Source organism: Acinetobacter sp. C26M (assembly GCF_023702675.1).
Lineage (GTDB): Bacteria > Pseudomonadota > Gammaproteobacteria > Pseudomonadales > Moraxellaceae > Acinetobacter.
Genome location: NZ_CP098478.1, coordinates 3,652,589 through 3,677,031 on the forward strand (window position 1 = coordinate 3,652,589; position 24,443 = coordinate 3,677,031).

Annotated in this window: 22 protein-coding genes; 9 read left to right on the forward strand and 13 right to left on the reverse strand. The window is 41.8% G+C overall.

What is annotated here, in order from left to right; genetic code table 11:
• Positions 1–131 precede the first annotated feature (131 nt).
• From NDN11_RS16825 to thrC, 3 genes are all read left to right on the forward strand, one after another.
• A complete protein-coding gene (locus tag NDN11_RS16825; RefSeq protein WP_167250215.1) occupies positions 132–947 on the forward strand; it encodes a DsbC family protein in 816 nt (271 codons plus the stop codon).
• A 129-nt stretch (positions 948–1,076) separates the two neighbouring features.
• On the forward strand, positions 1,077–2,378 hold the full coding sequence (locus NDN11_RS16830) for a homoserine dehydrogenase (protein ID WP_167250213.1): 1,302 nt from the start codon (positions 1,077–1,079) through the stop codon (positions 2,376–2,378).
• Between the two features lie 107 nt (positions 2,379–2,485).
• Entirely contained in the window at positions 2,486–3,625 is a 1,140-nt protein-coding gene (gene thrC / locus NDN11_RS16835) for a threonine synthase (RefSeq protein WP_004802157.1), read from the forward strand.
• Between the two features lie 63 nt (positions 3,626–3,688).
• Here thrC and NDN11_RS16840 read toward each other — a convergent pair whose 3' ends face one another.
• The 3 genes from NDN11_RS16840 to pbpG form a co-directional block, all read right to left on the reverse strand.
• Positions 3,689–4,474 carry a hypothetical protein gene (locus NDN11_RS16840; protein WP_251110274.1) on the reverse strand — a complete coding sequence of 262 codons (786 nt, stop codon included), beginning with the start codon at positions 4,472–4,474 and terminating at the stop codon, positions 3,689–3,691.
• Positions 4,471–5,109: a DUF6915 family protein gene (locus NDN11_RS16845; RefSeq protein ID WP_251110275.1), complete on the reverse strand. Its 639-nt coding sequence runs from the start codon at positions 5,107–5,109 to the stop codon at positions 4,471–4,473. Before NDN11_RS16845 ends, NDN11_RS16840 begins: the two co-directional genes overlap by 4 nt.
• Before the next feature lie 150 nt (positions 5,110–5,259).
• Positions 5,260–6,324, reverse strand: coding sequence for a D-alanyl-D-alanine endopeptidase PBP7/8 (gene pbpG / locus NDN11_RS16850; protein ID WP_167250207.1), 1,065 nt, complete (start codon positions 6,322–6,324; stop codon positions 5,260–5,262).
• Between the two features lie 210 nt (positions 6,325–6,534).
• On the opposite strand from pbpG, the gene gacA reads away from it, so the two are divergent.
• From gacA to NDN11_RS16865, 3 genes are read left to right on the forward strand one after another with little or no spacing between them, the layout of a single operon-like run.
• The gene (gacA, locus tag NDN11_RS16855) at positions 6,535–7,170 is read left to right on the forward strand and encodes a response regulator transcription factor GacA (protein WP_167250204.1); all 636 of its coding nucleotides are present in this window, start codon (positions 6,535–6,537) and stop codon (positions 7,168–7,170) included.
• A 17-nt stretch (positions 7,171–7,187) separates the two neighbouring features.
• Positions 7,188–8,753 (forward strand): sensor histidine kinase, encoded by a 1,566-nt coding sequence (locus NDN11_RS16860; RefSeq protein ID WP_167250202.1) that lies wholly within the window; start codon positions 7,188–7,190, stop codon positions 8,751–8,753.
• 22 nt (positions 8,754–8,775) lie between these two features.
• A complete protein-coding gene (locus NDN11_RS16865; protein WP_167250200.1) occupies positions 8,776–10,212 on the forward strand; it encodes a sigma-54-dependent transcriptional regulator in 1,437 nt (478 codons plus the stop codon).
• A gap of 41 nt (positions 10,213–10,253) precedes the next feature.
• Here NDN11_RS16865 and NDN11_RS16870 read toward each other — a convergent pair whose 3' ends face one another.
• The 4 genes from NDN11_RS16870 to lptF form a co-directional block, all read right to left on the reverse strand.
• The gene (locus NDN11_RS16870) at positions 10,254–11,429 is read right to left on the reverse strand and encodes a S41 family peptidase (protein WP_167250198.1); all 1,176 of its coding nucleotides are present in this window, start codon (positions 11,427–11,429) and stop codon (positions 10,254–10,256) included.
• Positions 11,430–11,438: 9 nt separating this feature from the next.
• Positions 11,439–12,983 (reverse strand): 2,3-bisphosphoglycerate-independent phosphoglycerate mutase, encoded by a 1,545-nt coding sequence (gene gpmI, locus NDN11_RS16875; protein ID WP_251110276.1) that lies wholly within the window; start codon positions 12,981–12,983, stop codon positions 11,439–11,441.
• Between the two features lie 117 nt (positions 12,984–13,100).
• Positions 13,101–14,171, reverse strand: a complete 1,071-nt coding sequence (gene lptG, locus NDN11_RS16880; RefSeq protein ID WP_167250194.1) for an LPS export ABC transporter permease LptG — start codon at positions 14,169–14,171, stop codon at positions 13,101–13,103.
• Positions 14,171–15,271, reverse strand: a complete 1,101-nt coding sequence (lptF, locus tag NDN11_RS16885; RefSeq protein ID WP_167250192.1) for an LPS export ABC transporter permease LptF — start codon at positions 15,269–15,271, stop codon at positions 14,171–14,173. Before lptF ends, lptG begins: the two co-directional genes overlap by 1 nt.
• A gap of 154 nt (positions 15,272–15,425) precedes the next feature.
• On the opposite strand from lptF, the gene NDN11_RS16890 reads away from it, so the two are divergent.
• The 3 genes from NDN11_RS16890 to blhA are packed head-to-tail and all read left to right on the forward strand — an operon-like array spanning position 15,426 to position 17,947.
• Entirely contained in the window at positions 15,426–16,874 is a 1,449-nt protein-coding gene (locus NDN11_RS16890) for a leucyl aminopeptidase (protein WP_251110277.1), read from the forward strand.
• 3 nt (positions 16,875–16,877) lie between these two features.
• Complete coding sequence (locus NDN11_RS16895) at positions 16,878–17,285, forward strand: DNA polymerase III subunit chi (RefSeq protein WP_251110278.1); 408 nt, start codon at positions 16,878–16,880, stop codon at positions 17,283–17,285.
• A gap of 35 nt (positions 17,286–17,320) precedes the next feature.
• Complete coding sequence (gene blhA, locus NDN11_RS16900; RefSeq protein ID WP_167250186.1) at positions 17,321–17,947, forward strand: cell division protein BlhA; 627 nt, start codon at positions 17,321–17,323, stop codon at positions 17,945–17,947.
• Between the two features lie 44 nt (positions 17,948–17,991).
• Here the strand turns inward: blhA and NDN11_RS16905 are convergent, their stop codons facing one another.
• The 6 genes from NDN11_RS16905 to NDN11_RS16930 all read right to left on the reverse strand — a co-directional run bounded on the left by NDN11_RS16905 (position 17,992) and on the right by NDN11_RS16930 (position 24,441).
• Complete coding sequence (locus tag NDN11_RS16905) at positions 17,992–18,651, reverse strand: riboflavin synthase (protein ID WP_004656373.1); 660 nt, start codon at positions 18,649–18,651, stop codon at positions 17,992–17,994.
• 155 nt (positions 18,652–18,806) lie between these two features.
• Positions 18,807–19,643, reverse strand: a complete 837-nt coding sequence (locus NDN11_RS16910; RefSeq protein ID WP_251110279.1) for an MIP/aquaporin family protein — start codon at positions 19,641–19,643, stop codon at positions 18,807–18,809.
• A 397-nt stretch (positions 19,644–20,040) separates the two neighbouring features.
• Positions 20,041–21,333, reverse strand: a complete 1,293-nt coding sequence (locus NDN11_RS16915) for a DNA adenine methylase (RefSeq protein ID WP_167250182.1) — start codon at positions 21,331–21,333, stop codon at positions 20,041–20,043.
• Positions 21,330–22,430, reverse strand: coding sequence for a bifunctional diaminohydroxyphosphoribosylaminopyrimidine deaminase/5-amino-6-(5-phosphoribosylamino)uracil reductase RibD (ribD, locus tag NDN11_RS16920; protein ID WP_251110280.1), 1,101 nt, complete (start codon positions 22,428–22,430; stop codon positions 21,330–21,332). The genes NDN11_RS16915 and ribD overlap by 4 nt, the downstream gene beginning before the upstream one ends.
• Positions 22,431–22,442: 12 nt before the next feature.
• On the reverse strand, positions 22,443–22,907 hold the full coding sequence (gene nrdR / locus NDN11_RS16925) for a transcriptional regulator NrdR (RefSeq protein WP_167250178.1): 465 nt from the start codon (positions 22,905–22,907) through the stop codon (positions 22,443–22,445).
• Positions 22,908–23,034: 127 nt separating this feature from the next.
• Positions 23,035–24,441, reverse strand: coding sequence for an ammonium transporter (locus tag NDN11_RS16930; protein WP_251110281.1), 1,407 nt, complete (start codon positions 24,439–24,441; stop codon positions 23,035–23,037).
• Positions 24,442–24,443: the final 2 nt, after the last annotated feature.

Genomic DNA, 24,443 nt, shown 5'->3' on the forward strand with positions numbered 1-24,443 from the left:
CACCTTTGGTCTAGCTTTTCACTAAAATTTGATTTTGTTCACACAGCCTATGCAAGATTTAACGAAGTGTTTCCGTTTTTTTGCTATGCTAAGCCCCTTATATAAATGAATTCGTACAAAAAAGGTTCTATATGTTGTTTACTCGGTCTCAACTTGTAATTGCTTGTACATTAGCATCAACATTATTAGTCAGTGCTTGCTCAAAAGAAAACTCAGCACAAAAACAAGATGCACTCACAGCAAGTGCACCTGCGACAGGTGAAGCATCAACATTGAATGAACGCAATGCACAACAGCGTTTGATCTCGACCTTAGAGAAAAATTTTAAAACAGCCAACATCAATGCCAAAATTCTTGCCATTAAAAAAACTGAAGTGCCAAATTTATTCTGGGTAAGCCTCGAAGGTATGGGTTCAGTCTATGCAACGGCTGATGGACAATACATTATTCAAGGTGATGTGGTCCGTTTAGGCGATAAGCAACTGCACAATGTGAGTGACGCCTTACAAGCAACCGAAAATAAAAAACATTTAGCTTCACTCAAAACTGAAGATCTAATCGTTTATCCAGCGTCAGGTGGTAAAGCGAAGCATGTGATTTATGTATTTACAGATTCAAGCTGCCCATACTGCCATAAATTGCATGAGCATCTTGCCGAGATCAATGCCAAAGGGATTGAAGTGCGTTATATCGCATGGCCACGTGGTGAACAGTTCATGCCAACTATGCAGGCAATTTGGTGTAGTGAAGATCGTAAGGCAGCCTTCGATCAAGCGGCTAAAGGTTTACCCGTTTCTGCGGCTGAATGTAAAAACCCTGTTCGTGACCAATATCAATTGGGCTTAAATATGGGGGTAAATGGTACACCTGCAATTTATAACGTCGATGGTGAGTATTTAGGTGGTTATATGACTCCTGAAGAAATCGTTCAACGCTTAAACAAATAAATCCAGCCCCTACCCAAAAATAACAAAGACTAGGGCGACAGATTAAAGATGATCTTAGCCCTAGTGTCTGCGCATTTTTTTAGCTATGATCAAGCTTCATTAAAATGATTGAATATAATGGAGTGTGACGTGAAACCAGTTCGTCTGGCGATACTCGGTCTTGGTACTGTAGGTGGTGGAGCCCTTAAATTACTACAAGAAAATGCTGCGGAAATTAAACGCCGTACCGGTCGAGAAATTCAAATTACACACGTAGGCACACGCCGTCCACGTCCAGATTTACAGCTCGAAGGCATTCAACAAAGTGATGACCTGATGGAAATCGTACGTCAACCTGATGTTGATGTTGTGGTTGAAGTCATGGGTGGCATTCATCCCGCTTATGAAGTCATCATGGAAGCCATTAAGCATGGCAAACAAGTGGTAACAGCAAACAAAGCCTTGCTTGCTGAACATGGCAATGAATTATTTAAAGCAGCAGAAGACAATGCCGTACAAATCGCTTATGAAGCAGCGGTTGCAGGTGGTATTCCAATTATTAAAGTCATCCGCGAAGGCCTTGCAGCGAACCATATCGAATGGCTAGCAGGGATCATTAATGGTACTGGTAACTTCATTCTGACTGAAATGCGTGAAAAAGGTCGTGCTTTTGATGATGTATTAAAAGAAGCACAGGAACTTGGCTATGCTGAAGCAGACCCAACTTTTGATGTTGAAGGCATTGATGCTGCACATAAACTGACAATTTTAGCCTCATGTGCATTTGGTATTCCGCTACAGTTTAATAAGGTCTATACCGAAGGTATCAGCAAAATCACTGCTCAAGATGTGAAATATGCAGAAGAACTTGGTTTTCGTATCAAGCACTTAGGTATCGCACGTCGTGCAGAGAAAGGCATTGAGTTACGTGTACATCCAACTTTAATTCCTGCTGAAGAATTGATTGCTAACGTTAATGGCGTTAAAAATGCAGTCTTGGTACAGGCCAATGCAGTTGGCCCTACTTTATATTACGGCGCTGGCGCTGGCGCTGGTCCAACCGCTTCTGCTGTAGTTGCTGACGTGATTGATATCGTTCGTGATATTTCTTATACCGAAGATGGTGCAGGAACGATTCCTCAGCTTGCCTTCGAAGCACTGACTAATGTGCCTATCTTGAGCCGTGAAGAAATGACCACAGGTTATTACATCCGTCTCAATGCAGAAGATCAAACAGGCGTACTCGCTGATGTCACGACAATTCTAAGCCGTGCTGGAATTAGTATTGATGCCATCATGCAGCAATCACGCTTAAAAGATCTGATTCCAATCGTGATTTTAACGGATCCAATTGTTGAATCAAAAATGGATGAAGCACTTGCTCAAATTCAAGCATTACCTGCAATTCGTGGCGAAATCGTAAGAATTCGTTTAGAATCGCTCGATAGTTAATCAGTTTAAATCCCCTCACCCTTCTTCACTCAAGAATGGAACTGCTCTCTTTTGAAAGGGAGCTTGTTGAGCGGGATTTTCTCTCTACCTCATATTGGAACACCATCATGTCGAATGCCAATCGTTATACTGGTCTTGTAGATCGTTATCGTGACCGTTTACCTGTGTCTGCAACTACACGCGCAATTTCTTTAGGTGAAGGGAATACCCCACTGATTAAACTAGAGAACATTCCACGTATTATTGGCAAAAACGTCGAAATCTATGTGAAATACGAAGGTCTGAACCCAACAGGTTCTTTTAAAGACCGTGGTATGACGATGGCTGTGACTAAAGCAGTTGAAGAAGGCTCTAAAGCGATTATCTGTGCATCTACAGGCAATACTTCAGCAGCAGCAGCAGCGTATGCAGCACGTGCAGGCATCAAAGCGTTCGTATTAATCCCAGAAGGCAAAATTGCCATGGGTAAAATGGCGCAGGCAATGATGTACGGTGCGATTACCATGCAAATTCGTGGTAACTTCGATGACGGTATGCGTTTAGTAAAAGAAGTTGCAGATCAAGCACCTGTAACCATTGTAAATTCAATCAACCCTTACCGTTTGCAAGGTCAAAAAACCATTGCTTATGAAATCGTAGAAGCATTGGGGCGCGCACCTGACTATCACTGCTTACCAGTTGGTAATGCGGGTAACATCACTGCACACTGGATGGGTTATACCGAAGCAGTTGCAAACCAACCTGCTGATCAGTTTGAACAAGTGATCTATGATGCGGCTACAGATCAATTCACTGGTCCTAAACCAGAAGGCTTACCAACAATGGTCGGTTATCAAGCATCTGGTGCTGCGCCGTTCTTACGTGGTGCGCCTGTTGAAAACCCAGAAACTGTTGCAACAGCGATTCGTATCGGTAATCCACAAAGCTGGAACCATGCAAAAGCAGTGGTACGTGATTCTAAAGGTTGGTTCGATGAACTCACTGATGCTGAGATTCTAGAAGCTCAACGCCTACTTTCTATGTATGAAGGTGTCTTTGTCGAACCTGCGTCAGCAGCGTCTATTGGTGGTGCAATCCGTGACCTTAAAGCAGGTAAAATTGCTGAAGGTTCTGTGATTGTATGTACCGTTACAGGTAATGGCTTAAAAGATCCAGATACCGCAATCAAGCAATGTGCTGATGCCGTGATGTTGTCAATTGACGCGACCATGGATCAAGTGAAAGATTCTATCCTTTCAAATATGTAAGCATCAATGCTGAAAAAAAACCAGTTGCAAGCAACTGGTTTTTTATGGGCTTAAATATAAGCCTTATTCTTCTTCGTATTCATAATCTTCATCATAGCTATATTGTGCAGCTAATTCCTTTTCAATCCTCTGGATTTCTTCAAGCTCAATTTCTTTGATTTCAAATAATGGTTGTTTGAGTAAAGGGTTTACCGCATATAAAGCGTCTTCTTCCCAACCTTGCATAATCGTTAAAATTTGGCTTTTCTGATCGTATTTCAAACCAGATTGCGCTGTGATCATTGCCTGTAAGAGTACAGGTTGATCAGACAACTCATCAAGTGAGCCTTTAAGCTGAATATCACCATAGTCATAATCTGCAAAAATAGTTGCGACATTGGTTTTTAATTGTTCAGGTTGATCTGCATAAGCTAAACTGGCAAAAAACTCATCATGCTCTTCCACCCATTTCTGTTTTTTGACTGACCAAAGCGCATAAAACCTAGCCTCATGTTCAAACTGTACCAGTTGAAATTTTTGCATTCCTGCCAATTGAATAAATTCAAAGGTATCTTCATCGCTTAAACTTTCAGGTAACACATCATCTGAAATATCCCCATCTTCGCAGACATGCTCGCCACAACGTGAGAATACAAAATCATCCAGTTGTTTTAATAATGCTTCATCTGCATCAAAAAGGGATTCAACTTCATACAGAGCGAAATCTCGCGCCCCATCAATTTCAAGCTTTTTATATGCAGCCTCGGCTTGGGCTCTATCCTCAAAAACATTGGCAATACGATTGCCTGCGACATAAAAGACCTCATCGTTATAGCCAAAGTATTTGGCACGAATCACGTAAGTGGTCATGTTGTTCCCCTTAATTCATTATCATTGAGTTGTTTTATTTGATGTAATGCTTGAGCACTTGCAGGAATTGCCATGCCATTATCCATCCATAATTCAAAATGCATGGCATTAAAAAAATCAGCAGGGCTATACACAATATTGTCCAGTTTCGGCAGTTGCCCAATCCTTGGCAAAATATCGTAGATAAACCAACTGTTATGGGTGAACAATAGTGAATGCAATTTCCCCGTCAGCGCCAAAGGCGATAACATTAATTGTGAGAGTGCTTTATCCTGCACATAATCATGATGTAACTGTTCTAAATGCTGTTCAAAGTTCTGAGGCAATTGTCTTGCATCTATCGCATTTACAAAGTCATTGAGTGTCGGAATAAAACGCTGTTGGTAATCCACCAATAAATGATCACGTTCACACAAATCTTTAATATCAATCGATTTGCCTGCACTATTTTGAAGGCTATGCCCAAACACAGGAACCACAACCGAATTTATGCCCCACAAAGTATGTAAAATTCGGTGTCGCGCATCGCTACATAGGCTTTTGGTACTGTCTATAAACGCATGTAGTTCATAGTAGTCTTCGGGCTCCCCACCCCAGCGTTTTGCAGAAATCCGTGCATGTTGCATCGCATTCATAACGGTATGTCATCATTTTTTGGTGTATGCACACATTAGCCGATTTAGGCTCAAAAAACGAACACAATTTATTGAAATAAGACAAGTTGTGTCGCCTTATTCAGGCATAAAAAAACTCCCCATAAAGAGGAGTTATTTAATTTAAAAGGACTAAACGCGTTTTGGCAATGTGCTTAACCAGCTTAATAGATTAGTTGCATCGCTATTACGTGCTTGTGAGCTTGGTGCGCCTAATAGCACCACAACCGCTGGGCGTGAATTCACAGTGGTATGCATCACTACACAACGGCCCGCTTCATTGATATAACCTGTTTTTGACAAGTTAATGTTCCAACCGCCATTACGCACCAGTGCATTGGTATTATTTGACTTGAGAACGCGATAACCTAAATTGAAATCATAGGTTGGCGTGGTTGAAAATTGACGAATCAAACCATATTGCGACGCAGTACTGACTAGAATACCTAAATCACGTGCTGATGAGACATTATGTGGATCTAATCCAGTAGATTCAGCATAACGTGTCGACGTCATACCCAATTGCCTCGCTTTAGCATTCATTGCAGCAATAAAGGCAGATCGACCACCTGGATAAGTGCGTGCTAAAGCAGCGGCAGCTGGATTCTCAGACTTCATCAACGCAAACAAAAGTGCTTCAGCGCGATTCATGGTATCGCCCGCACGTAAGGTTGAACTTGAGTTCTTACCCCCAGCACCAGCAAAATCAATTGACTCTAACGTAATTTCTTCTGACATGTTTAAACGTGCATCAGCCGTTACCACAGCGGTCATCAACTTAGTAATCGATGCAATAGGTACCGACATATTACTGTTTTTACTGTACAGCACTTCACCCGTTTGCGCATCCATCACCAAAGCAGCACGTGCATTGACAGAGGGTTGACTACTATACCCAAAGGTATCTCGAATCTGTGCGGACTGCTGCGGCGTACTTGAGGAAGTAATTGTTGCCGAACCACCATTACGCAATGTCGTCGTAACAGAAGTTGAACCTTGTGGACTAATTTCTACAGGATCATCATCTTCCATAAACTGACTTGCATCACTTGCAGACCAATTCATCGAAGCTGAACCATTCACACGCGAAGAAGCTGGATTGTTATTCACAACCAGTTCAGCAAAACTTGTTGAGCTCCAGGCCAACAAGATAGACATGCTTAAAACATGCATGATAGATTTTTTAGAATTTTTCACGACACAATACTCAACTCAGGACGCTGCACATTTGCGCTTAATACCATTATGCCTTACATTTGAACAAATCGGGTAAAGCTTTTATAGACACAATTGTGTACAACTATTCGCTAAAAACGAAGAATAGGATTGCTAATTTTGTGGTTTCATTGCAAGCTAATTTTGCTTTATGTAACAAAAAACCAGTTTTTTTGAAAAAAGGAGGTCTTCTTGATCACTGTTCTCGTTGTTGATGATCATGAACTCGTGCGCACAGGTATATGTCGTATGTTGGAAGACCACCCCGATGTAGACGTCATTGGACAAGCCGAATCGGGTGAAGAAGCCATTGCTATAGTCCGTCAAAAGCACCCTCAGGTCGTATTGTTAGATGTGAATATGCCTGGTATTGGCGGAGTGGAAACTACTCGTCGCTTATTACAAAGCGCACCTGAAACAAAAGTGATCGCTGTCAGTGGTCTTGCCGAAGAACCATACCCTTCACTGCTATTAAAAGCAGGAGCGAAAGGCTACATCACTAAAGGTGCACCAATTTCTGAAATGGTTCGTGCTATTAATAAAGTGATGCAAGGCGGAAAATACTTTAGTGCAGATATTGCGGAACAATTAGCGAGCTCATATCTTTCGGATACGCAACAATCACCTTTCGATGCACTGTCAGAACGTGAGATGCAAGTCGCCATGATGGTCGTGAATTGTATTAGTGCCCAAGAAATCGCTGACAAATTATTCGTAAGCGTAAAAACTGTAAATACCTATCGGTATCGTATTTTTGAAAAATTGAGTATTGATAGCGATGTCAAACTCACTCATCTTGCGATTCGTTATGGACTCATTAAACCTTAAAATAACAGTAAGCGCCTATGTTAGGGAAAATTGCGTCGTCAGTTTCACAAACGGTCTATCGGCTTGGGGTTTGGTATAGCGGCTATCGGCTGATCATCTCGATTAGCCTGTTGTTAATTTATTTACTCACCGCCGAACAACTTTCCAGCAACTATGTTTATCCCTTCTTATATTTTTACACTTTAATTTGCTATATCACATTCAACATTTTTCAACTCTTTTTACTACAACTTGTTCCAATTCAAATCTCCAAGCAGCTGATTTTTATCTTTCTGATTGATGTCATTTGTCTGAGTTTAATCACCTTCTCTGCAGGTGGCCCAAATCTGCAACTCAGCTTACTCTATGTCATTATTATTTTTTCTTCTGCGATTTTATTAAATGCTCACCTATCGCTGATCATTACTTTATTTGCCGTCATTATGGTGGTTTACCAGCGTTTTTTAGGTGACTTTTTTGCTGTTAATAATTTAAACCACCTCGGCAATAGTATTTTTCTCGCTTTCTTGTTTTTTGTAGTCCATGCCATTGGTCGCATCGCAGTCCAACGTTTTAAAATTTTAGAAACCTTAACTTTTCATCAGTCGATTGAAATCCACCAACTGCAAAATATTAACCGCTATATCTTAGAACAGATCGAAGATGGTTATTTGGTACTGGATGAAAGCAATCATATTGTCTTAACCAATCCCGCAGCCAATACCTTATTAGGTATCCATTTACCAGTCTCTTTAGAAAAAACACCGCTGATTAAATTACAACCTGACCTGTTTGAACTTGTCCAATTCAGTGATCTAGAAGATGGCGAAGAATTTAGTTTTGAATCGCAACAAAGCCCATATACCATCAATGTTCGTGTTAAACATTTGATTGTGCCAGAACATGCCTTGGTCTTATTAATCTTAAAAGATGCACAAAAGCTGACTCAACAAGTCCAACAGCTAAAACTTGCCGCACTGGGTCAACTTTCTGCCAGTATTGCGCATGAAATTCGCAATCCTTTGGCTGCGATTGTACAAGCCAATGAACTATTTAAAGACAGTGATCCGCATCAACAAGAAATGCTGTCCCGCATGATCAATAAACAGGCCAAACGGATTGATAGTATCGTGCAAGATACCTTAGCAATGGCACGGAATAAACCTACCGAATCACAAGAAATTGATCTAAGCTCTTTTTTTGAAAGTTTACTCAATGAAGATCTAACCGATGCTAAACAACAAATTCAAATTCAACTGACAGAACAGACCAGCATTTTATTTGATGAAAAACAATTACGCCAAGTGCTGATTAATTTAATTCGAAATGCATTACGACATAATGCAACTGACGCTCCTTATATTGAAGTCGAAGTGCACGAAAAAGATGGTCGAACTTGCATTGATGTCATCGATTTTGGGACGGGTGTCTCAAAACGAGATATTTCTCAACTATTCAAACCATTTTTTAGTACCGAAATTAAAGGAACTGGTTTAGGATTGTATTTGTCTCACACATTTTGTGAGGCCAATCATGCAAAGCTCACCTATATAGAGCGACAACAAGGAGCATGCTTCAGGATTGAATGCTCTAAAATTCATTGATTAAATTAGGTTTCTCGGGGAAATGGCAACAAAACAACCACTCGTCTTACTGGTAGATGACGAAGAAGATTTATGTCTTCTAATGCAAATGACGCTTGCGCGTATGGGCATCAAGACACATCTCGCCTATCGGGTTGAACAAGCAAAAAAATTCTTTACTGAGTTTCAGTATGATGCTTGTTTAACAGATTTAAACCTTCCTGATGGTAATGGTCTGGATCTGGTCAAACATGTGACACAGAACTATCCCAATACCCCTATTGCGGTGTTGACTGCCTATGGCAATATGGATATTGCCATTGCTGCGTTAAAAGCAGGCGCATTTGACTTTGTCAGTAAACCTGTCAACCAAATGCACTTAGACCAATTAATTCAAAAAGCATTGAATCGTCCACAGCCAGAACAAGAAGCTGCTGAAACGGCTTTAGAAAATAAGTTGCTAATTGGACGTTCTGCACCCATTCAACAGTTACGCATCGCTTTAAAGAAAATTGCACGTTCTCAGGCGCCTGTATTTATTACCGGTGAATCAGGAACAGGTAAAGAAGTTGTTGCGAATTTGGTACATCGCTTGAGTAACCGTAGTGAAGGACCTTTTATTGCCATTAACTGTGGTGCGATTCCAACAGAATTGATGGAAAGCGAGCTGTTCGGACATAAAAAAGGCAGTTTCACTGGTGCAACGCAGGATAAGCAAGGCCTGATTCTTTCCGCACATGGCGGTAGTTTATTCTTGGATGAAATCGCTGAACTGCCTTTAAATATGCAGGTTAAATTACTGCGTGCTGTACAGGAAAAGAAAATTCGCCCAGTCGGTTCAGATCAAGAAATCGATGTGGATTTCCGTGTGATTAGTGCCAGCCACCAAGACTTGGAGTTGTTGGTACAACAAGGTCGTTTCCGACAAGATTTATTCTTCCGTATTCATGTCATGGATATTGTGCTGCCTCCTTTACGTGAACGTGGGCAAGATATTCTGTTATTGGCGAATCACTTTATTCAAAAGATTAGTCAAGAATGGGATCTACCTGCGAAATCACTGTCTTCACGTGCAGAGCAGTTCTTATTGCAGCAATATTTTCCAGGTAATGTGCGTGAATTACGCAATATCATTGAACGTGCAATCACCCTCAGTGATGATGACAATATTGACTTGGCACATCTCCAGACTGCACCTTTACGCAGTTCATTGGCAAACCCAACTGCTTCATTTACCAATGCTTCACCAGAAGAAGTAGAGCCCGTATCGCATTCTGCCAGCCCAGCGATGAGCTCGAAAAAGCTTCCACCTGAAGGTTTGGAACGTTATTTAGAGAATATTGAAAAAGAAATTCTTCTAAATGCACTGAACCTCACGCATTGGAATCGAACTTTAGCTGCGAAGAAGTTAGGTATGACCTTTCGCTCGCTACGTTATCGTTTGAAGAAGTTTGGTTTAGATACTGAAGATGATGAATAATCACTAAAAATAAAGCCCCTCAACTGAAGGGGCTTTATTTTTTAATAGCGACTTTTTAAAACTAAATCGGTGACATGTTCGAGATAATTATCTTCTTTCATCTCAGCAGATAATGCATAGGTCTGATTTGGCTGAATACCTTGACCTTCAATCATATTGCCATTGGGGGTGTAATAATGTGAGACCGTCATTTGCAATGCAGCACCACTCGGTAAAGGGAATAACTTTTGTACCACGCCTTTACCATAACTATTTTCGCCTACCACCCATGCCCGCTTATGCTCTTTTAATGCCGCAGTAAAGACTTCCGCTGCAGATGCAGAGCGACGGTTAATAAGAATGCCTAATTTCATATTCTGAAATTCATTGGAAGGAAGTGCTTGGAATTGTTGATCACCTTCAGAACGGCTTTTCGTCGTGACAATTAAACCCTGATTTAAAAATAAGTCTGCAGCTTCGACTGAGGCTGAAAGTAAGCCACCTGGATTATTACGTAAATCGAACACCACAGCCTTAAGTTTGGTCGAACTATATTCTTCAATCAAACGCTTAATTTCATTGGCTGTATCTTGCTGAAAAACACGTATTTTCAGTACCAGTACCTGATTATGTAATAAAACTGGTTCAATATCAGTCTCGACTTTCTTGTTTCTCACCAAAATGGTCGTACTATTATTCTCTGTTTGTATTTGTACAGTACTTCCAATCGAACCGTAAAGCAGACCCTGTACTTGATCCTGATTTAAACTTTTAAGCTCTTGGTTATCCACTTTTAGAATGACTTGCCCATTGCGTAAACCGAGTTTACTCGAATCTGAACCTGACTTTAGATCTTGGATCTGCCACGTTTTCGAATGCGCATCATAATTTAAATTGAAATCGACAGATGCTAAATCACCTTCTGTATATTGAATCAGTTGACGATATTCTTCTGCAGATAAATAGCGGGAGTAACGATCTAGACCACTGACCAAACCTTTAATGGACTGTTGGAATAACGCATCATCTGACTTTTTATCGACATAGTTATCTTTAACAATGCCATAAATCTGTACAAATTGTTGAATGGACTCAATTGGAACTTCAGCATTACTCGACTGTGTTTCATCATTCGACCATCCTGAAGAATGGGGAACTGGCGCAGCTGAAAGACTATGTCCCCAACACATCAACAAACTTGCACATAACGCTCGGTAGATGTTGTTGTGTTGGGTCATTGATTCACCTTATTTTAAAGTAATTAAATTTTTGCCTTGCATTTCAGGCGGTACAGGAATGTTCATCAAATGCAGTAGTGTTGGCGCGACATCCGCCAAAACACCATCTTCAGCAATCGTTGCTTGGGTTGGGCCAACATAGATAAATGGCACCAATTCAGTGGTATGTTGGGTGTGAACCTGTCCACTATCATAGTCTTGCATTTGCTCTACATTACCATGATCCGCTGTAATTAACATATGTCCTTTGTTCGCCATCACTGCATCGTAGACACGACCTAGACAGGTATCGACTGTTTCAACTGCTTTAACCGCAGCATCAAATACACCCGTATGCCCAACCATATCACCATTGGCATAGTTCACGACTAAAAGATCGAACTCACCTGAATTGATTGCATTCACCAGTTCATCCGTCACTTCATATGCGCTCATCTCTGGCTTTAAGTCATACGTTGCTACATTCGGTGATGGAATTAGAATACGTTTTTCACCTTCATACTCATCTTCACGACCACCACTAAAAAAGAAAGTCACGTGTGCATACTTCTCAGTTTCAGCAATACGCAATTGAGTTTTGCCTAAACCAGACAGGTATTCACCAATTGAGTTCTTAAGCCCTTCTGGCATATATGCCACTGGCGCATCAATACTGGCTTGATAACGTGTCAGCATGACAAATTTCGATAGATTCGGAACAACTTTACGCTCAAATCCAGCAAAATCTTTTTCAACAAAAGCACGGGTAATTTCACGCGCACGATCGGCACGGAAATTCATAAAAATAAGGCTGTCGCCATCTTGAACTTTGACAACTTCACCAATACGGGTTGCTTGAACAAACTCATCATTTTCATTCGCAGCATAAGCAAGTTCTAAACCTTCAACTGCTGAATTGGCTGCACGTACCGCCTCACCTTCTGTCATTAAGCGATAAGCTTGTTCAACACGATTCCAACGATTATCGCGATCCATTGCAAAGTAACGACCAATCATCGAAACGATACGACCCTGATTTGGGTATTGTGCAAATAAAGCATCTAATTTTTCTAATGAAGGCTTTGCACTACGTGGCGGTGTATCACGTCCATCAAGAAAGGCATGCAGATATACCGTTGCACCACGTTTTAATGCAAGCTCGCACATTGCCACAATATGGTCTTCATGTGAATGAACACCACCTTGAGACAATAAGCCCATCACGTGTACAGCACCCTTGGCTGCTTTGGCTTTTTCTACAGCATCAACTAAAACTTCATGCTCAAAAAAATCACCTGTGCGGATATCTTTAGTAATTCGGGTGAAGTCTTGGTACAGCACACGACCTGCACCTAAATTCATATGACCGACTTCAGAGTTACCCATTTGACCATCAGGAAGGCCGACATCTTCGCCTGAGCCTGAGATTAAACTATTTGGATGCTTGGCCTTCATCGCAGTAAGGTTTGGCGTTTTTGCCGCTAAAAAAGCATTATCTTCAACTGCTTCACGATGTCCTACACCATCCATAATTACGAGAACGTGAGGAATTTTGCCAGTATTTGCATCCGTCATAATGGATTCTCTGTTTGTCATTTGATCGGCATATTTTACCGAAATTTAATCAAATTCTCCATGACCTGACTGATGGCTTTCATCAATCCTGATGATAGAGTCCTCATATAAAGCGAGTTATCGTGCTCGATACAACAAATAACTACCAACCATAAAAATGAACACCACAGGCATAAGTACGAACCATGCAGGTGAAGGTGCGTAAACCAAACTTGCATAACCCAAAAAATCTTGCAGATAGAAGAAGCCTAAGCCTGTGAACAGTGAAATTACCAAACGGAAACCCATTGACTGTTGACGTAATGGTCCAAAAATAAAGGAACACGCAATCAACACCAAGGTAATTAAAGAAAATGGTGATGTCACTTTCTGCCAGAAAGCCAATTCATAAGTCTTCGGAACCTGACTATATTCATCCATATAACGCATAAAGCTAATCAACTGACTTGGCGATAAATCTTCAGGATCTAAAGTCACCATATGCACATACTTCGGCTGTAATGCTAAGCCAAGTGATTGCTGCTCATGATCTGTTTTAATAGCATTGCCTTGCGCCAGTAAATCCACTTGATGCGATTGAAACAATTGCCATTCGCCATCTTTAATAAATTGCCCTTTTTCAGCAGTTACAAAGGACTGCAAACGATAGTCCTGATCAAAATCAATCGTTTGAATATTGCGTAACTGGCCTTGTGAGTTGGCATAATCAATATAAATAAAGCGCTGTCCTTCACGAGACCAATAGCCTTTGACTTCACCCAAAGCCGCTACACTACGTTGTTTTTTAATACTTTGTGCTTTTTCATTGGTATAAGGAATAACCCATTCACTCAATACAAAAGACAGTACGATTAATAACAGCGCTGAACGCATCACCCAGCCAACAATTCGCCATAAACTGATGCCAACAGAACGCATCACAATCAGTTCACTATTCGAAGCAAGCGCCCCCAGTCCTAAAACAGAACCAATCAATGCAGCAACAGGCAGGATTTCATACAAATAACGTGGCGCACCCCACATCACAAATAGAAAAGCCTGCCATGCATTATAGTTGGGTTTCAGTGAACCCAATTCACCAAGGTAAGTAAATAATACTTGCAGAAAAGATAACACCAGCGTTGTTCCTAGCATGGCTAGAACCGTGGTTTTTGTCACATGTTTGGCGACTATTCGACGTGCTAGCATTACAACCCCACTCGCTGCATACTTTTCTTAATTTTAGGTCCCAATTTTTGTTTACGTGCAAAAATTGCGGCTGCAATGGCATATACCAAAATTACAGCTGGATAAGCCCAAATGTCCAACTCTTCTTTACTGATTCTGGTCTTAATCGCGATCAATACCACAATTAAGCTAGCAAAAATAAAGATCGCAGGGATCAAGCGATAATAACGCCCTTGACGAGGACTCACTTCAGACAATGCGACAGCAAGCATCAAAGCCACAATAATAATAAATGGCCCAAAAATCCGCCAACCTAACTCACTACGCACCACTGAGTCATCCCGTTTCTGCCATAGCTTAGACATTGATAAAGCTTCTACATCATCACTTTCAAACTTCACATCTTTATCATTTTCCAAGCGTAGTCGATAAGACTGGAACTCTGCCTGAATATAACGTGGCTGATTTGGATAAATCTCGTAACGGCGTCCTTGAACCAAGTCCACAACATTTGCCGTATCATTAGCAACTTCAACACGAGTGGCTTCTTTCGCCAAAATCATGATGTCTGGCTTATCTTCTTGGTTAGATTTTTGATAGAAGAAAATCTCTTTTAAGTTCTTACGATCTTCAGACAATGAATCTGCATAAATTGTAAAAGGACCTGAGGAAATAAACTCCTTCGGACGAACCAAATCAAAGCCCGTTCGTACCGCTTGTGTACTGGTCAGTTTTTCAAACTCACGCAAGCCCCATGGACCCATCCAAATCATTAAACAGGTTTGCACCACCAGATATACCAACGTCATTGGTAACAGCAGGCGTGCTAATTGGTTACGGCTCACACCACTACCATTTAACACCGCCATTTCATGGTCAACATACAGACGCCCAAACACCAACATCAAGGCAATAAAGAAACCCAAAGGAAGAATCAGTGTTAAAAACTCAGGTAGGCGGTAACCGATAATGCTAAATAGAATATTTGCATCTAAACGGCCTTGAGCCGCGACGCCAAAATACTTGATTAAACGCCCGCCCATCATAATCAAGGTTAATAAACCAATGACTACGAGAGATGTCGAAACCACCTGTTTGACGAGATAACGCCGAATAATCAAAGTAATACTTCCAAAAAGACCAATTGAAGGTAACGCTAGTTTACCCGAATGTTAAAAATATAAAACCTATCGCTTGTTGCGGATTGCAACCTCATATCTGAAAGTGTTTAATGGACTTATCTATCTTTTTCATTCATTAGGTTCTATACAAACAATGAAATTTACACTTCAAAACGCATTCCCCACTCAGGCGTCTAGCGAATCTTTGTGGATTTTGGTTGATTCAGAACAATTACAACAGAACTTAAACATCTATCAAATCAATCATCTAGAACAAGTACTCGATGCAACCCAATTCAAAGCAAGCTTTAATGAAAACCTAGCCCTGATTGCGAATATTGCGATTCAAGCCAATGCGCAATTATTAGGGCTTGGAAAAAGTACAGAGTTGAAAGCGACAAAATTAGCAAAACTTGCACAAAGTATTATCAAATCATCACAAAATAAATTTAAACAAATTAGTGTCGATCTTTCAGCACTGCCGACCGATTTACATTCCCTGTTTGTTTTGAGTCTCACCCAAGCCGCTTATGGTTATGACGAATTTAAATCGAAAAAGAATGAGTCTGTCTTAGAAACCATTCACCTGATCGCTAACCAAACTGAATTAGATGATGCCCAATTGAATCTGATTCATGCAGTGCAATCTGGACAAAATTATGCCCGTGACCTAGGTAATCGTCCTGGAAATATTTGCTTCCCAGAATATCTGGCTGATCAAGCGCTCGCACTCGCTGCACAATATCCAGACTTGTTAAAAGTGACCGTTCTTGATGAACAGCAAATCGCTGATCTGGGTATGTATGCATTCCTTGCGGTTAGCAAAGGTTCTGAACGCCCAGGTCGTATTGTCACACTTGAATACAATGCTCAAATTGAACAAGCTCCTGTTGTATTGGTTGGTAAAGGCGTGACTTTTGATACAGGTGGTATTTCATTAAAACCAAGCTTAGGCATGGACGAAATGAAATTTGATATGTGTGGCGCAGCTTCTGTTCTTGGAACCATTCAAGCACTATGCGAAGCACAATTGCCAATTCATGTGGTTGGTGCGATTGCTGCTGCTGAAAATATGCCATCTGGGCGCGCAACTCGTCCGGGTGATATTGTCACCAGCATGAGCGGTCAGACCATTGAAATTCTAAATACCGATGCTGAAGGCCGTTTAGTCCTGTGTGATACCCTCACCTACATCAAACGCTTTAACCCAGCGTTGGTGATTGATATTGCAACTTTGACTGGTGCTTGTGTTGTGGCTCTAGGTAAAGTCGTAAGCGGTCTATTCTCACCAGATGATGAACTTGCTCAAGACTTACAACAGGCAGGCGAACAATCACTTGACCGTGTATGGCGTATGCCTGTGATGGAAGAGTATCAAGAATTACTCGACTCCCCGTTTGCCGATATTGCGAACATTGGCGGACCATATGGTGGTGCAATTACAGCCGCATGTTTCCTTGAACGTTTTACTCGTGATTATCGCTGGGCACATCTCGATGTCGCAGGTACAGCGTGGTTATCGGGTGCAGCCAAAGGTGCAACAGGTCGTCCAGTGCCATTGCTGATGCAATTCTTGGCCAATCGTGTTGCAACGAAAAACTAAAACATGCCACAAATCAGCTTTTATCTATTTGAAAATAGTACAGAACGGCAAGTCGAAAGTGCTTGCCGTTTATGCCGTAAAATCCTGAATCAACACCCCCATATTTGGTGGTTATGTAAAGATTCAGAGTTACAAACTGAGTTGGATGAAAAACTTTGGAGTTTTGATCCGCTCAGTTTTATCCCACACGGTATTGACCAGCCCAATAGCCCTGTATGTATTTCAGCAGAACTCCCCCCATCCAATGATTGGATCGTGTTTAATTTTAACAATCATGCACTTGAACAAGCTCAAGATTTTCGCCACATTATCGAGATTATTGAAAATAATGAAACCGCGAAACAAATCGGGCGGGAAAAGTTTAAAATGTATCGCCGTTTAGGTATCGAGCCGCGAACGTTTAAATTATAAATCGGCAACCAAGAACATCATGTGAGGAGTGTCTTGTGGCATTAAATGTAGGTCAAGACTTTAAAAAACGTTGGTTAAATGCACCTGAAGCTGTACGCCAGACTTATCAGGACGATTTGGCACGTATCTGCGATCTATTATTACCACAAACGCCAATCCAAACTTGGACACAGCAAGAAGAGAACGCTCAACAAATTTCTCAACAACGTATTGATCAAGCCTATGCTGACTTAAAAGCGGAATTGATTGAACAAGCACGTATTCGTAAACAACTGGCTTTGGAAAAGGCTTTAGAAGAGAAGCGTGCAGCCGCAGCAGCGTATGCAGCGCAATTGCAAGCCGATGAAGCCCGTCAATTTGAACAACAGACTGAAAACCTGCTTGCCTTACGTAGTCATATTGATCAGGAAATTGCACAGCAAACAGAACGCTATCAAAGTAACCCTGAACAGCCAAGTGTGGATTATTCACGAGGCCAAAGTGTGATGATTGATGATCAGCAAATTCTATCTGAACTGGAAAGCGTTCGAGTTCGACTCGAACTTGAAGCAGAAGGTTTAATTGAGCAAGCCGTCACTGTGTTTAGAGCAAAACTACATGCACTCGCGCAAGATGAAATTGAATATATTCTGAAAAACAGTGAATTTTCAGAAGATAAGTAAGAAAAAAGCCCAGTTCAAACTGGGCTTTTTTTAGGTTCAATCTTTTATTTTAAAAAACCGTTTTCAGCTAAAAAAGCCATACTGATATTCGATTCGGTTTTTTGCTCTGCGGCCTTATCACCTAACAATAAACGCTCGATATAACGCGCCAGTACATCCACTTCCAAATTGACTTTGCTGCCGACTTGCCACGTGCCAATATTGGTACGTTCCGCAGTATGTGGAATTAAATTCAAGCTTAAGATATTGCCACGCAAATGGTTAATGGTCAGACTAATCCCATCGACTGTGACTGAGCCTTTTTCTGCCAGATATTTAGCTAATTCAACAGGTGCTGTCACTTCAAAATACAATGAGCGTGCATCATGTCGTACTAAGGTAATTTCACCTAAACCATCGACATGTCCACTCACGATATGCCCACCAAAACGTGTGGTTGGAAGCATCGCTTTTTCCACATTGACGGCTTGACCAACTTTCCATTGACCTAATGTGGTACGGTTTAAACTCTCACGCGAAACATCAGCCGCATACCAGTTTTCACCCCATTCAATTACGGTCAGACAGATCCCGTTGGTGGCAATCGAATCACCCAAATGTACATCAGACATATCCAAATCAGTTTGAATACGCAAACGAACGTCACCACCTACACTCTGTAGGCTCTCAACCTTACCTAAACTTTCAATAATGCCTGTAAACATGGGAGTTTCAACCTATCTTTATCGCAGTATGTACCACTGTAAAGAAGATACCTTAAAGCAAAGATCTTGATATAACAAGGCATGTACAGTCCAAATACAGGCAAATAAAAAGGGCAATCAATTGACTGCCCTTCATTTTATTCATCTGGTCTTTATTACATTTCAGACACTTGTTTCTCAGTCGTCGCTTTAACTTCAACTTTATGATTCACCAAGAAATGACTAAAGAATAATTTATATCCGAGCACACCTAAGCAAGCGCCAACAATCGGTGCAATAATCGGGACGATGAAATATGGAATATCGCGTCCACCAGTAAATGCAACAGGCCCCCAACCAGAGAAATAAGCCACAATTTTTGGGCCGAAATCACGGGCAGGATTCATGGCAAAACCAGTCAATGGACCAAAAGATGCACCAATCACTGCAACCAATAGACCGACTAAAATTGGCGCCAAAGCACCGCGTGGCAAGCCATTACTATCATCACCAATTGCCATAATCAACCAAAGCAACAACATGGTAATAAACATTTCCACCATGAACGCTTGACCAATCGACAATAAATGATGTGGATAGGTCGAGAAAACCCCTGCCAACTCTAGGCTTTCCACACTACCGCGTACCATGTGATGGGTCTGCTCATAATCCACAAATAAATTGCTGTACAGACTATAAACCAACAATGCACCAACAGCGGCACCAGCCACTTGAGCAATAATATAGAACGGCACTTTACGTTTATCGAAGCCTGCAAAGAGTGCCAGTGCAATCGTTACCGCAGGATTGAGATGTGCCCCAGAAATACCTGCCGATAGATAGACCGCTAGCGCAACAGCCAAACCCCACACAATGCTGATTTCCCACAAACCTAAACTCGCCCCAGCAAGTTTAAGTGCAGCCACCACACCAATACCAAATGATAAAAAAATTGCGGTAGCAAAAAATTCAGCTACACATTGCCCCAATAAGGTGGGTTCCGAGCGACTCATAACAACCTCTCTTGGTCATCGCTGCAAATAGGCAAGACCCTAAATTAAGCTCGGCAAACTATAGTTATTTTCAGATACGGTCAATATTATTTGGTAAAAATTTGAACGAATGGTTAAACTATTTCCAGTTTTATATTAAGTGAACACAATGATAAAAACAGGGGGAGAAATAAGAGTATATAATTGTTTTAAATCATTATTTTTTAATTATAAACTTATAACGTCTAATTTAAATGCATGACTTCGCATGTATAAACACATTAAAATTTGATAGATATTTACTATAAAAACATAGATTTATCTCAAAAACCGATTTTATTCATCTAATTATCCGATACAACATCAAAATCGGATACAAAAACACCACCTTGTTGTGCAAAGTGGTGTTCGATTCGGCTTACCAAAGTGCGAGTTGGGTACTGTTCCCCGTAGTATCAACTCCACCCAATTCAGCGAAGTGATATAACTGCCCGAGCAGCTGTCGCAACGGCGGACCTGATTTTGAATGCGTATCCGTAATCACGATGAACTCAAGTACGCGGGCGCGATCAGATTGACGCTGTTTACTCACCCGATAACGCGGAACATCTTGAGTCAGCAAAGTTACTTTGCCGCGTTTTAAATTGGCAGTCAGCAGGTCTTTCGGCTCTATATTTCCATCCGTCGAATAACTGGTCAAAATATAACGTGCATTAATAGTAGCCAATAACTTTTCATAGGCCTCTTTGGCATACTTAGAAGAGTTATAAGGACTTGGACGCTCTTTGCGCCATGCCCGATCGATACCACTCTTAAAACCTTTAGTATCTGGCGATGGTAAATCCACCTGATCCCATAAAGTCAGCGCATTTAATACATGATAATTACTACTGTATGCATGCTGATTATACGGTGGGTCCAAATAAGCAACATCGACTTCGAAACCACTCATTTGATTGGCCAGATGCTGCGCATCAACACACCACATTTCAGCAGCAGGACGTTTAGGATCACCAATCTCACAGAAACGACTTGGTGTCAGCCATAACAGTGATTCAATTCGTTCTAAAGCCGTTTGAGTACGTCCACCCCAGCCTTGATGGAAGCTTTTAAAGACACCGCTGGTATTACTGACAAAACTGGCTGAATATAAGAGAGGAGCTAATAAGGCACTCATTTCGACATCATTGATTGCACCCTGCGCTTGCCATGTTGCAATCTGCTGACGGATCGCATCAATACGCATGCCATTACGGCGTTTGAAGAACAAACGGTCACGGGCAGGATCATAAACATCGTCATTACGTGGACATAAATTATGTGTGACCCAACCTTTGACTTCAGGCAAACGGTTTAGATAATCAATCGCTTTTTGATAACCACCCAGCTCTTTAAAAGCAGGTGCATCCACACAGGCTAAAATAGCATGGTTCAATGCATGGCTATACGGTTCCCAGTCATTGGCAATGACACGATAACCATTCTGGCGCGCCAAACGCGAGACAACGCCACTCCCCGCAAAGAAATCCGCAAAAATCGGTGGATTCTTTTTCTTACTGTTCAGTGTGCCTGTAATCTCAAGTGCTTCTAAAATGAGGTGAAGCAATCGACGCTTATTGCCCAGATAAGGCACTAACTGATGAAAAAGATATTCGTCTGTCGTACGCGCGGCATGACGACGTTTGTGATAAACCGATGGTTCTGGATTCATATCATCTCTTGGATAGGGAGCAATCTTAGGCGAATATCTTGCCCAAGTTGGGTTACATCAACCAACTCAAAACGAAGTTGCTCTGCCATCTTGCTAAATTCAGCACTGAACATAGCTCGCGCAGATTGACCAAGTAAAGTTGGTGCAACATAACTTATCATTTCATCAACCAAACCTTGCTGTAAAAAGGCAGTTGATAAGGTTGCGCCAGCCTCAACCAATACGTCATAAACTTGGTATTGTTGAGATAAGGTCTGCAATAATTGATTTAAAGCTTGCGGTGGCAATTGTATCACGCCTAAATCAGCAAGTTCTTGACGAAATGGTGTCATCACCATCACTGTTTCTGGATTTTGTAAAATCTTTGCTGAAAGCGGTAGTCGTCCTTGGCGATCCAATACAATACGCTTCGGCTGCACCACGGTACTTAGCTCAATACCATCCAATGCACGTACATTCAGCTCACAATCATCCGCTAAAACGGTTTGAATACCAGTAATCACCGCACCTGAAATAGCACGCCAATGCTGTACATCTTGTCGAGCTACCGTGCCAGTAATCCACTTCGACTCACCTGAAGCCATCGCGGTACGACCATCTAGACTTGATGCAATTTTTAAACGCACATAAGGCAAACCCGTTGACATAGCCTTTAAAAAGCCAAAGTTGAGCGTTTTTGCACTTTCCGTACAAATCCCCGTTTCAACCTCAATACCCGCATCTTGTAGAATTTTCACACCCTTGCCCGCAACCAGTGGATTTGGATCTGAACAGGCAATTACGACTTTCTTCACTTGAGCTTTGACCAAAGCTTCAGCACAAGGTGGTGTTCGACCATAATGTGCACACGGTTCTAAGGTTACATACGCAGTGGCACCTTTAGCATTGTCACCCGCTTGGCGCAGGGCAAAAACTTCCGCATGCGGCTGACCCGCTTTAGGGTGATAGCCTTCCCCAATCAACTGACCGTCTTTGACAATCACACAACCCACATTTGGATTTGGTTTGGTCGAATAGAGACCATTCCGAGCCAAAGCAATGGCTTGTTGCATCCAGTACTGTTGTTCGGATAAATGCTCTTGGGTTAACTCAGACATGATTTCTCGAATTTAAGCTTCATTTTCACGTTGTTGCATTTGCTCAATCTGGTGGCGAAATGCTTCTACATCTTGGAAATCCTGATACACAGAGGCAAATCTAACGTAGGCGACATGATCCAATGCAAATAATGCCTGCATCACAATTTCACCAATGGTTCTGGATTTGACATCACGCTCGCCTAGACGACGAATCTGCGATTGAATATCACTGAGTACCGTTTCAATTTGTTCTTGAGTGACAGGACGTTTTTGTAAGGCATGCATTAAGGAACGACGCAATTTTTCCTCGTCAAACGGCTCACTTTTACCATCCGATTTGATGACGCGTGGCATCACTACATCATAACTTTCAAAGGTGGTAAAACGCTCCCCACAAATAACACACTCACGACGACGACGAATCTGGCAGCCTTCGGCAGCCAAACGGGAGTCTATGACTTTACTATCAGCAGCGTTACAAAATGGACAATGCATAGTTGCGCGATTATTTACTCACTTTGCTTAAGTGTAGCAAAGTTTCTTCATTTGCTGAACTAGCACCCAAAAGGCATAAAAAAAACAGCCCGATTAGGCTGTTTTTTTAAATTGGACGTTCTGCCAATTATTCGATACGTTCGCCATGTTGGCTAAGGTCAAGACCCATACGCTCATCATCAGCGCTGACACGGATACCAATCACCAAATCAATCACTTTCAGGATAATGAAGGTTACAATTGCGCTATATGCGATTGTTGCTAATACACCTTCAATTTGTACCCATAATTGACCAGCAAAAGTCGGAGCTAGTGCAACATTAGCCGCTTTGATGATTTCATCGCTATAGAAGATCCCTGTAAGAATCGCACCGACAATACCACCTACTGCGTGTAAACCGAATGCATCCAAGGCATCATCCGCTTTAAGTAGGCGTTTCAGGGCAGTAATCCCCCAGAAGCACACCACGCCACCAATCAAGCCCATGATTAAGGCACCACCAACACCGACGAAACCAGCAGCAGGCGTAATCACAACCAAACCAGCAACTGCACCTGATGCGCCACCAAGTACTGATGCTTTACCACGAATTAGACGTTCTACAATTAGCCAAGAGAATGCAGCAGCGGCAGCAGCAACTTGAGTTACAAGAATCGCCATACTTGCACGCGCACCAGCACCTAACGCACTACCACCGTTAAAGCCGAACCAACCTACCCAAATCAAGCTTGCACCAATAACCGTTAAAGTTAAGTTATGTGGAGCCATTGATTCACGGCCTAAACCAGTACGTTTACCTAGCATATAAGCTGCAACTAAACCTGCAACACCTGCGTTAATATGGACAACGGTACCACCCGCAAAATCTAATGCACCCGCTTTGAATAACCAGCCATCAGCCGCCCATACCCAGTGAGTGATTGGTGCATAAACCAAAATTACCCATACTGCGATAAAAGCCATAAATGCTGAATATTTCATACGATCTGCAATCGAACCGCTGATAATCGCAACCGTGATGATCGCAAACGTCATTTGGAAAATAACAAATAAGCTTTCAGGAATTGTTCCACTTAAGGCATCGAATGCAACGCCATTCAACATCGCCTTGCCCAAGTCACCAACATAAGCACCTGAACCAGAGAAAGCTAAGGAGTATCCTGCAATCACCCAGATTAAGCTGACCAAGATTGCTGCTGAAAGGCTGAACATCATGGTACTAAGAACGTTTTTCTTACGGACCATACCACCATAGAACAGCGCCAAACCAGGAATAGTCATCAACAGAACGAGTGCTGTTGAAACAAGAACCCAAGCTGTATCACCTGTATCTACTGTCGCCACAGCAGCTGGCGCAGCTTCTTCAGCAACAGGCGCTTCAACTGCAACAATTTCAGTTGTTGCAGTGCCCGTGTCCGCTACGGCTACAGTTTGTTCAGTCGCTGGTGTTGATGCAGCATCTTCTGCCCAAACCACCGCTGAACCACCTAAGAGTGCGCCAGATAGACTGAGCGCCATAAGCATTTTTTTCATTC

Bases quoted from the DNA above. Each gene is read 5' to 3' on its own strand.
- NDN11_RS16825 (WP_167250215.1), top strand. From the start codon at position 132: ATGTTGTTTACTCGGTCTCAACTTGTAATTGCTTGTACATTAGCATCA.
- thrC (WP_004802157.1), top strand. From the start codon at position 2,486: ATGTCGAATGCCAATCGTTATACTGGTCTTGTAGATCGTTATCGTGAC.
- NDN11_RS16840 (WP_251110274.1), bottom strand. From the start codon at position 4,474: ATGACCACTTACGTGATTCGTGCCAAATACTTTGGCTATAACGATGAG.
- NDN11_RS16845 (WP_251110275.1), bottom strand. From the start codon at position 5,109: ATGAATGCGATGCAACATGCACGGATTTCTGCAAAACGCTGGGGTGGG.
- NDN11_RS16860 (WP_167250202.1), top strand. From the start codon at position 7,188: ATGTTAGGGAAAATTGCGTCGTCAGTTTCACAAACGGTCTATCGGCTT.
- NDN11_RS16865 (WP_167250200.1), top strand. From the start codon at position 8,776: ATGGCAACAAAACAACCACTCGTCTTACTGGTAGATGACGAAGAAGAT.
- NDN11_RS16870 (WP_167250198.1), bottom strand. From the start codon at position 11,429: ATGACCCAACACAACAACATCTACCGAGCGTTATGTGCAAGTTTGTTG.
- gpmI (WP_251110276.1), bottom strand. From the start codon at position 12,983: ATGACGGATGCAAATACTGGCAAAATTCCTCACGTTCTCGTAATTATG.
- lptG (WP_167250194.1), bottom strand. From the start codon at position 14,171: ATGCTAGCACGTCGAATAGTCGCCAAACATGTGACAAAAACCACGGTT.
- NDN11_RS16890 (WP_251110277.1), top strand. From the start codon at position 15,426: ATGAAATTTACACTTCAAAACGCATTCCCCACTCAGGCGTCTAGCGAA.
- NDN11_RS16895 (WP_251110278.1), top strand. From the start codon at position 16,878: ATGCCACAAATCAGCTTTTATCTATTTGAAAATAGTACAGAACGGCAA.
- NDN11_RS16905 (WP_004656373.1), bottom strand. From the start codon at position 18,651: ATGTTTACAGGCATTATTGAAAGTTTAGGTAAGGTTGAGAGCCTACAG.
- NDN11_RS16910 (WP_251110279.1), bottom strand. From the start codon at position 19,643: ATGAGTCGCTCGGAACCCACCTTATTGGGGCAATGTGTAGCTGAATTT.
- NDN11_RS16915 (WP_167250182.1), bottom strand. From the start codon at position 21,333: ATGAATCCAGAACCATCGGTTTATCACAAACGTCGTCATGCCGCGCGT.
- ribD (WP_251110280.1), bottom strand. From the start codon at position 22,430: ATGTCTGAGTTAACCCAAGAGCATTTATCCGAACAACAGTACTGGATG.
- nrdR (WP_167250178.1), bottom strand. From the start codon at position 22,907: ATGCATTGTCCATTTTGTAACGCTGCTGATAGTAAAGTCATAGACTCC.
- NDN11_RS16930 (WP_251110281.1), bottom strand. From the start codon at position 24,441: ATGAAAAAAATGCTTATGGCGCTCAGTCTATCTGGCGCACTCTTAGGT.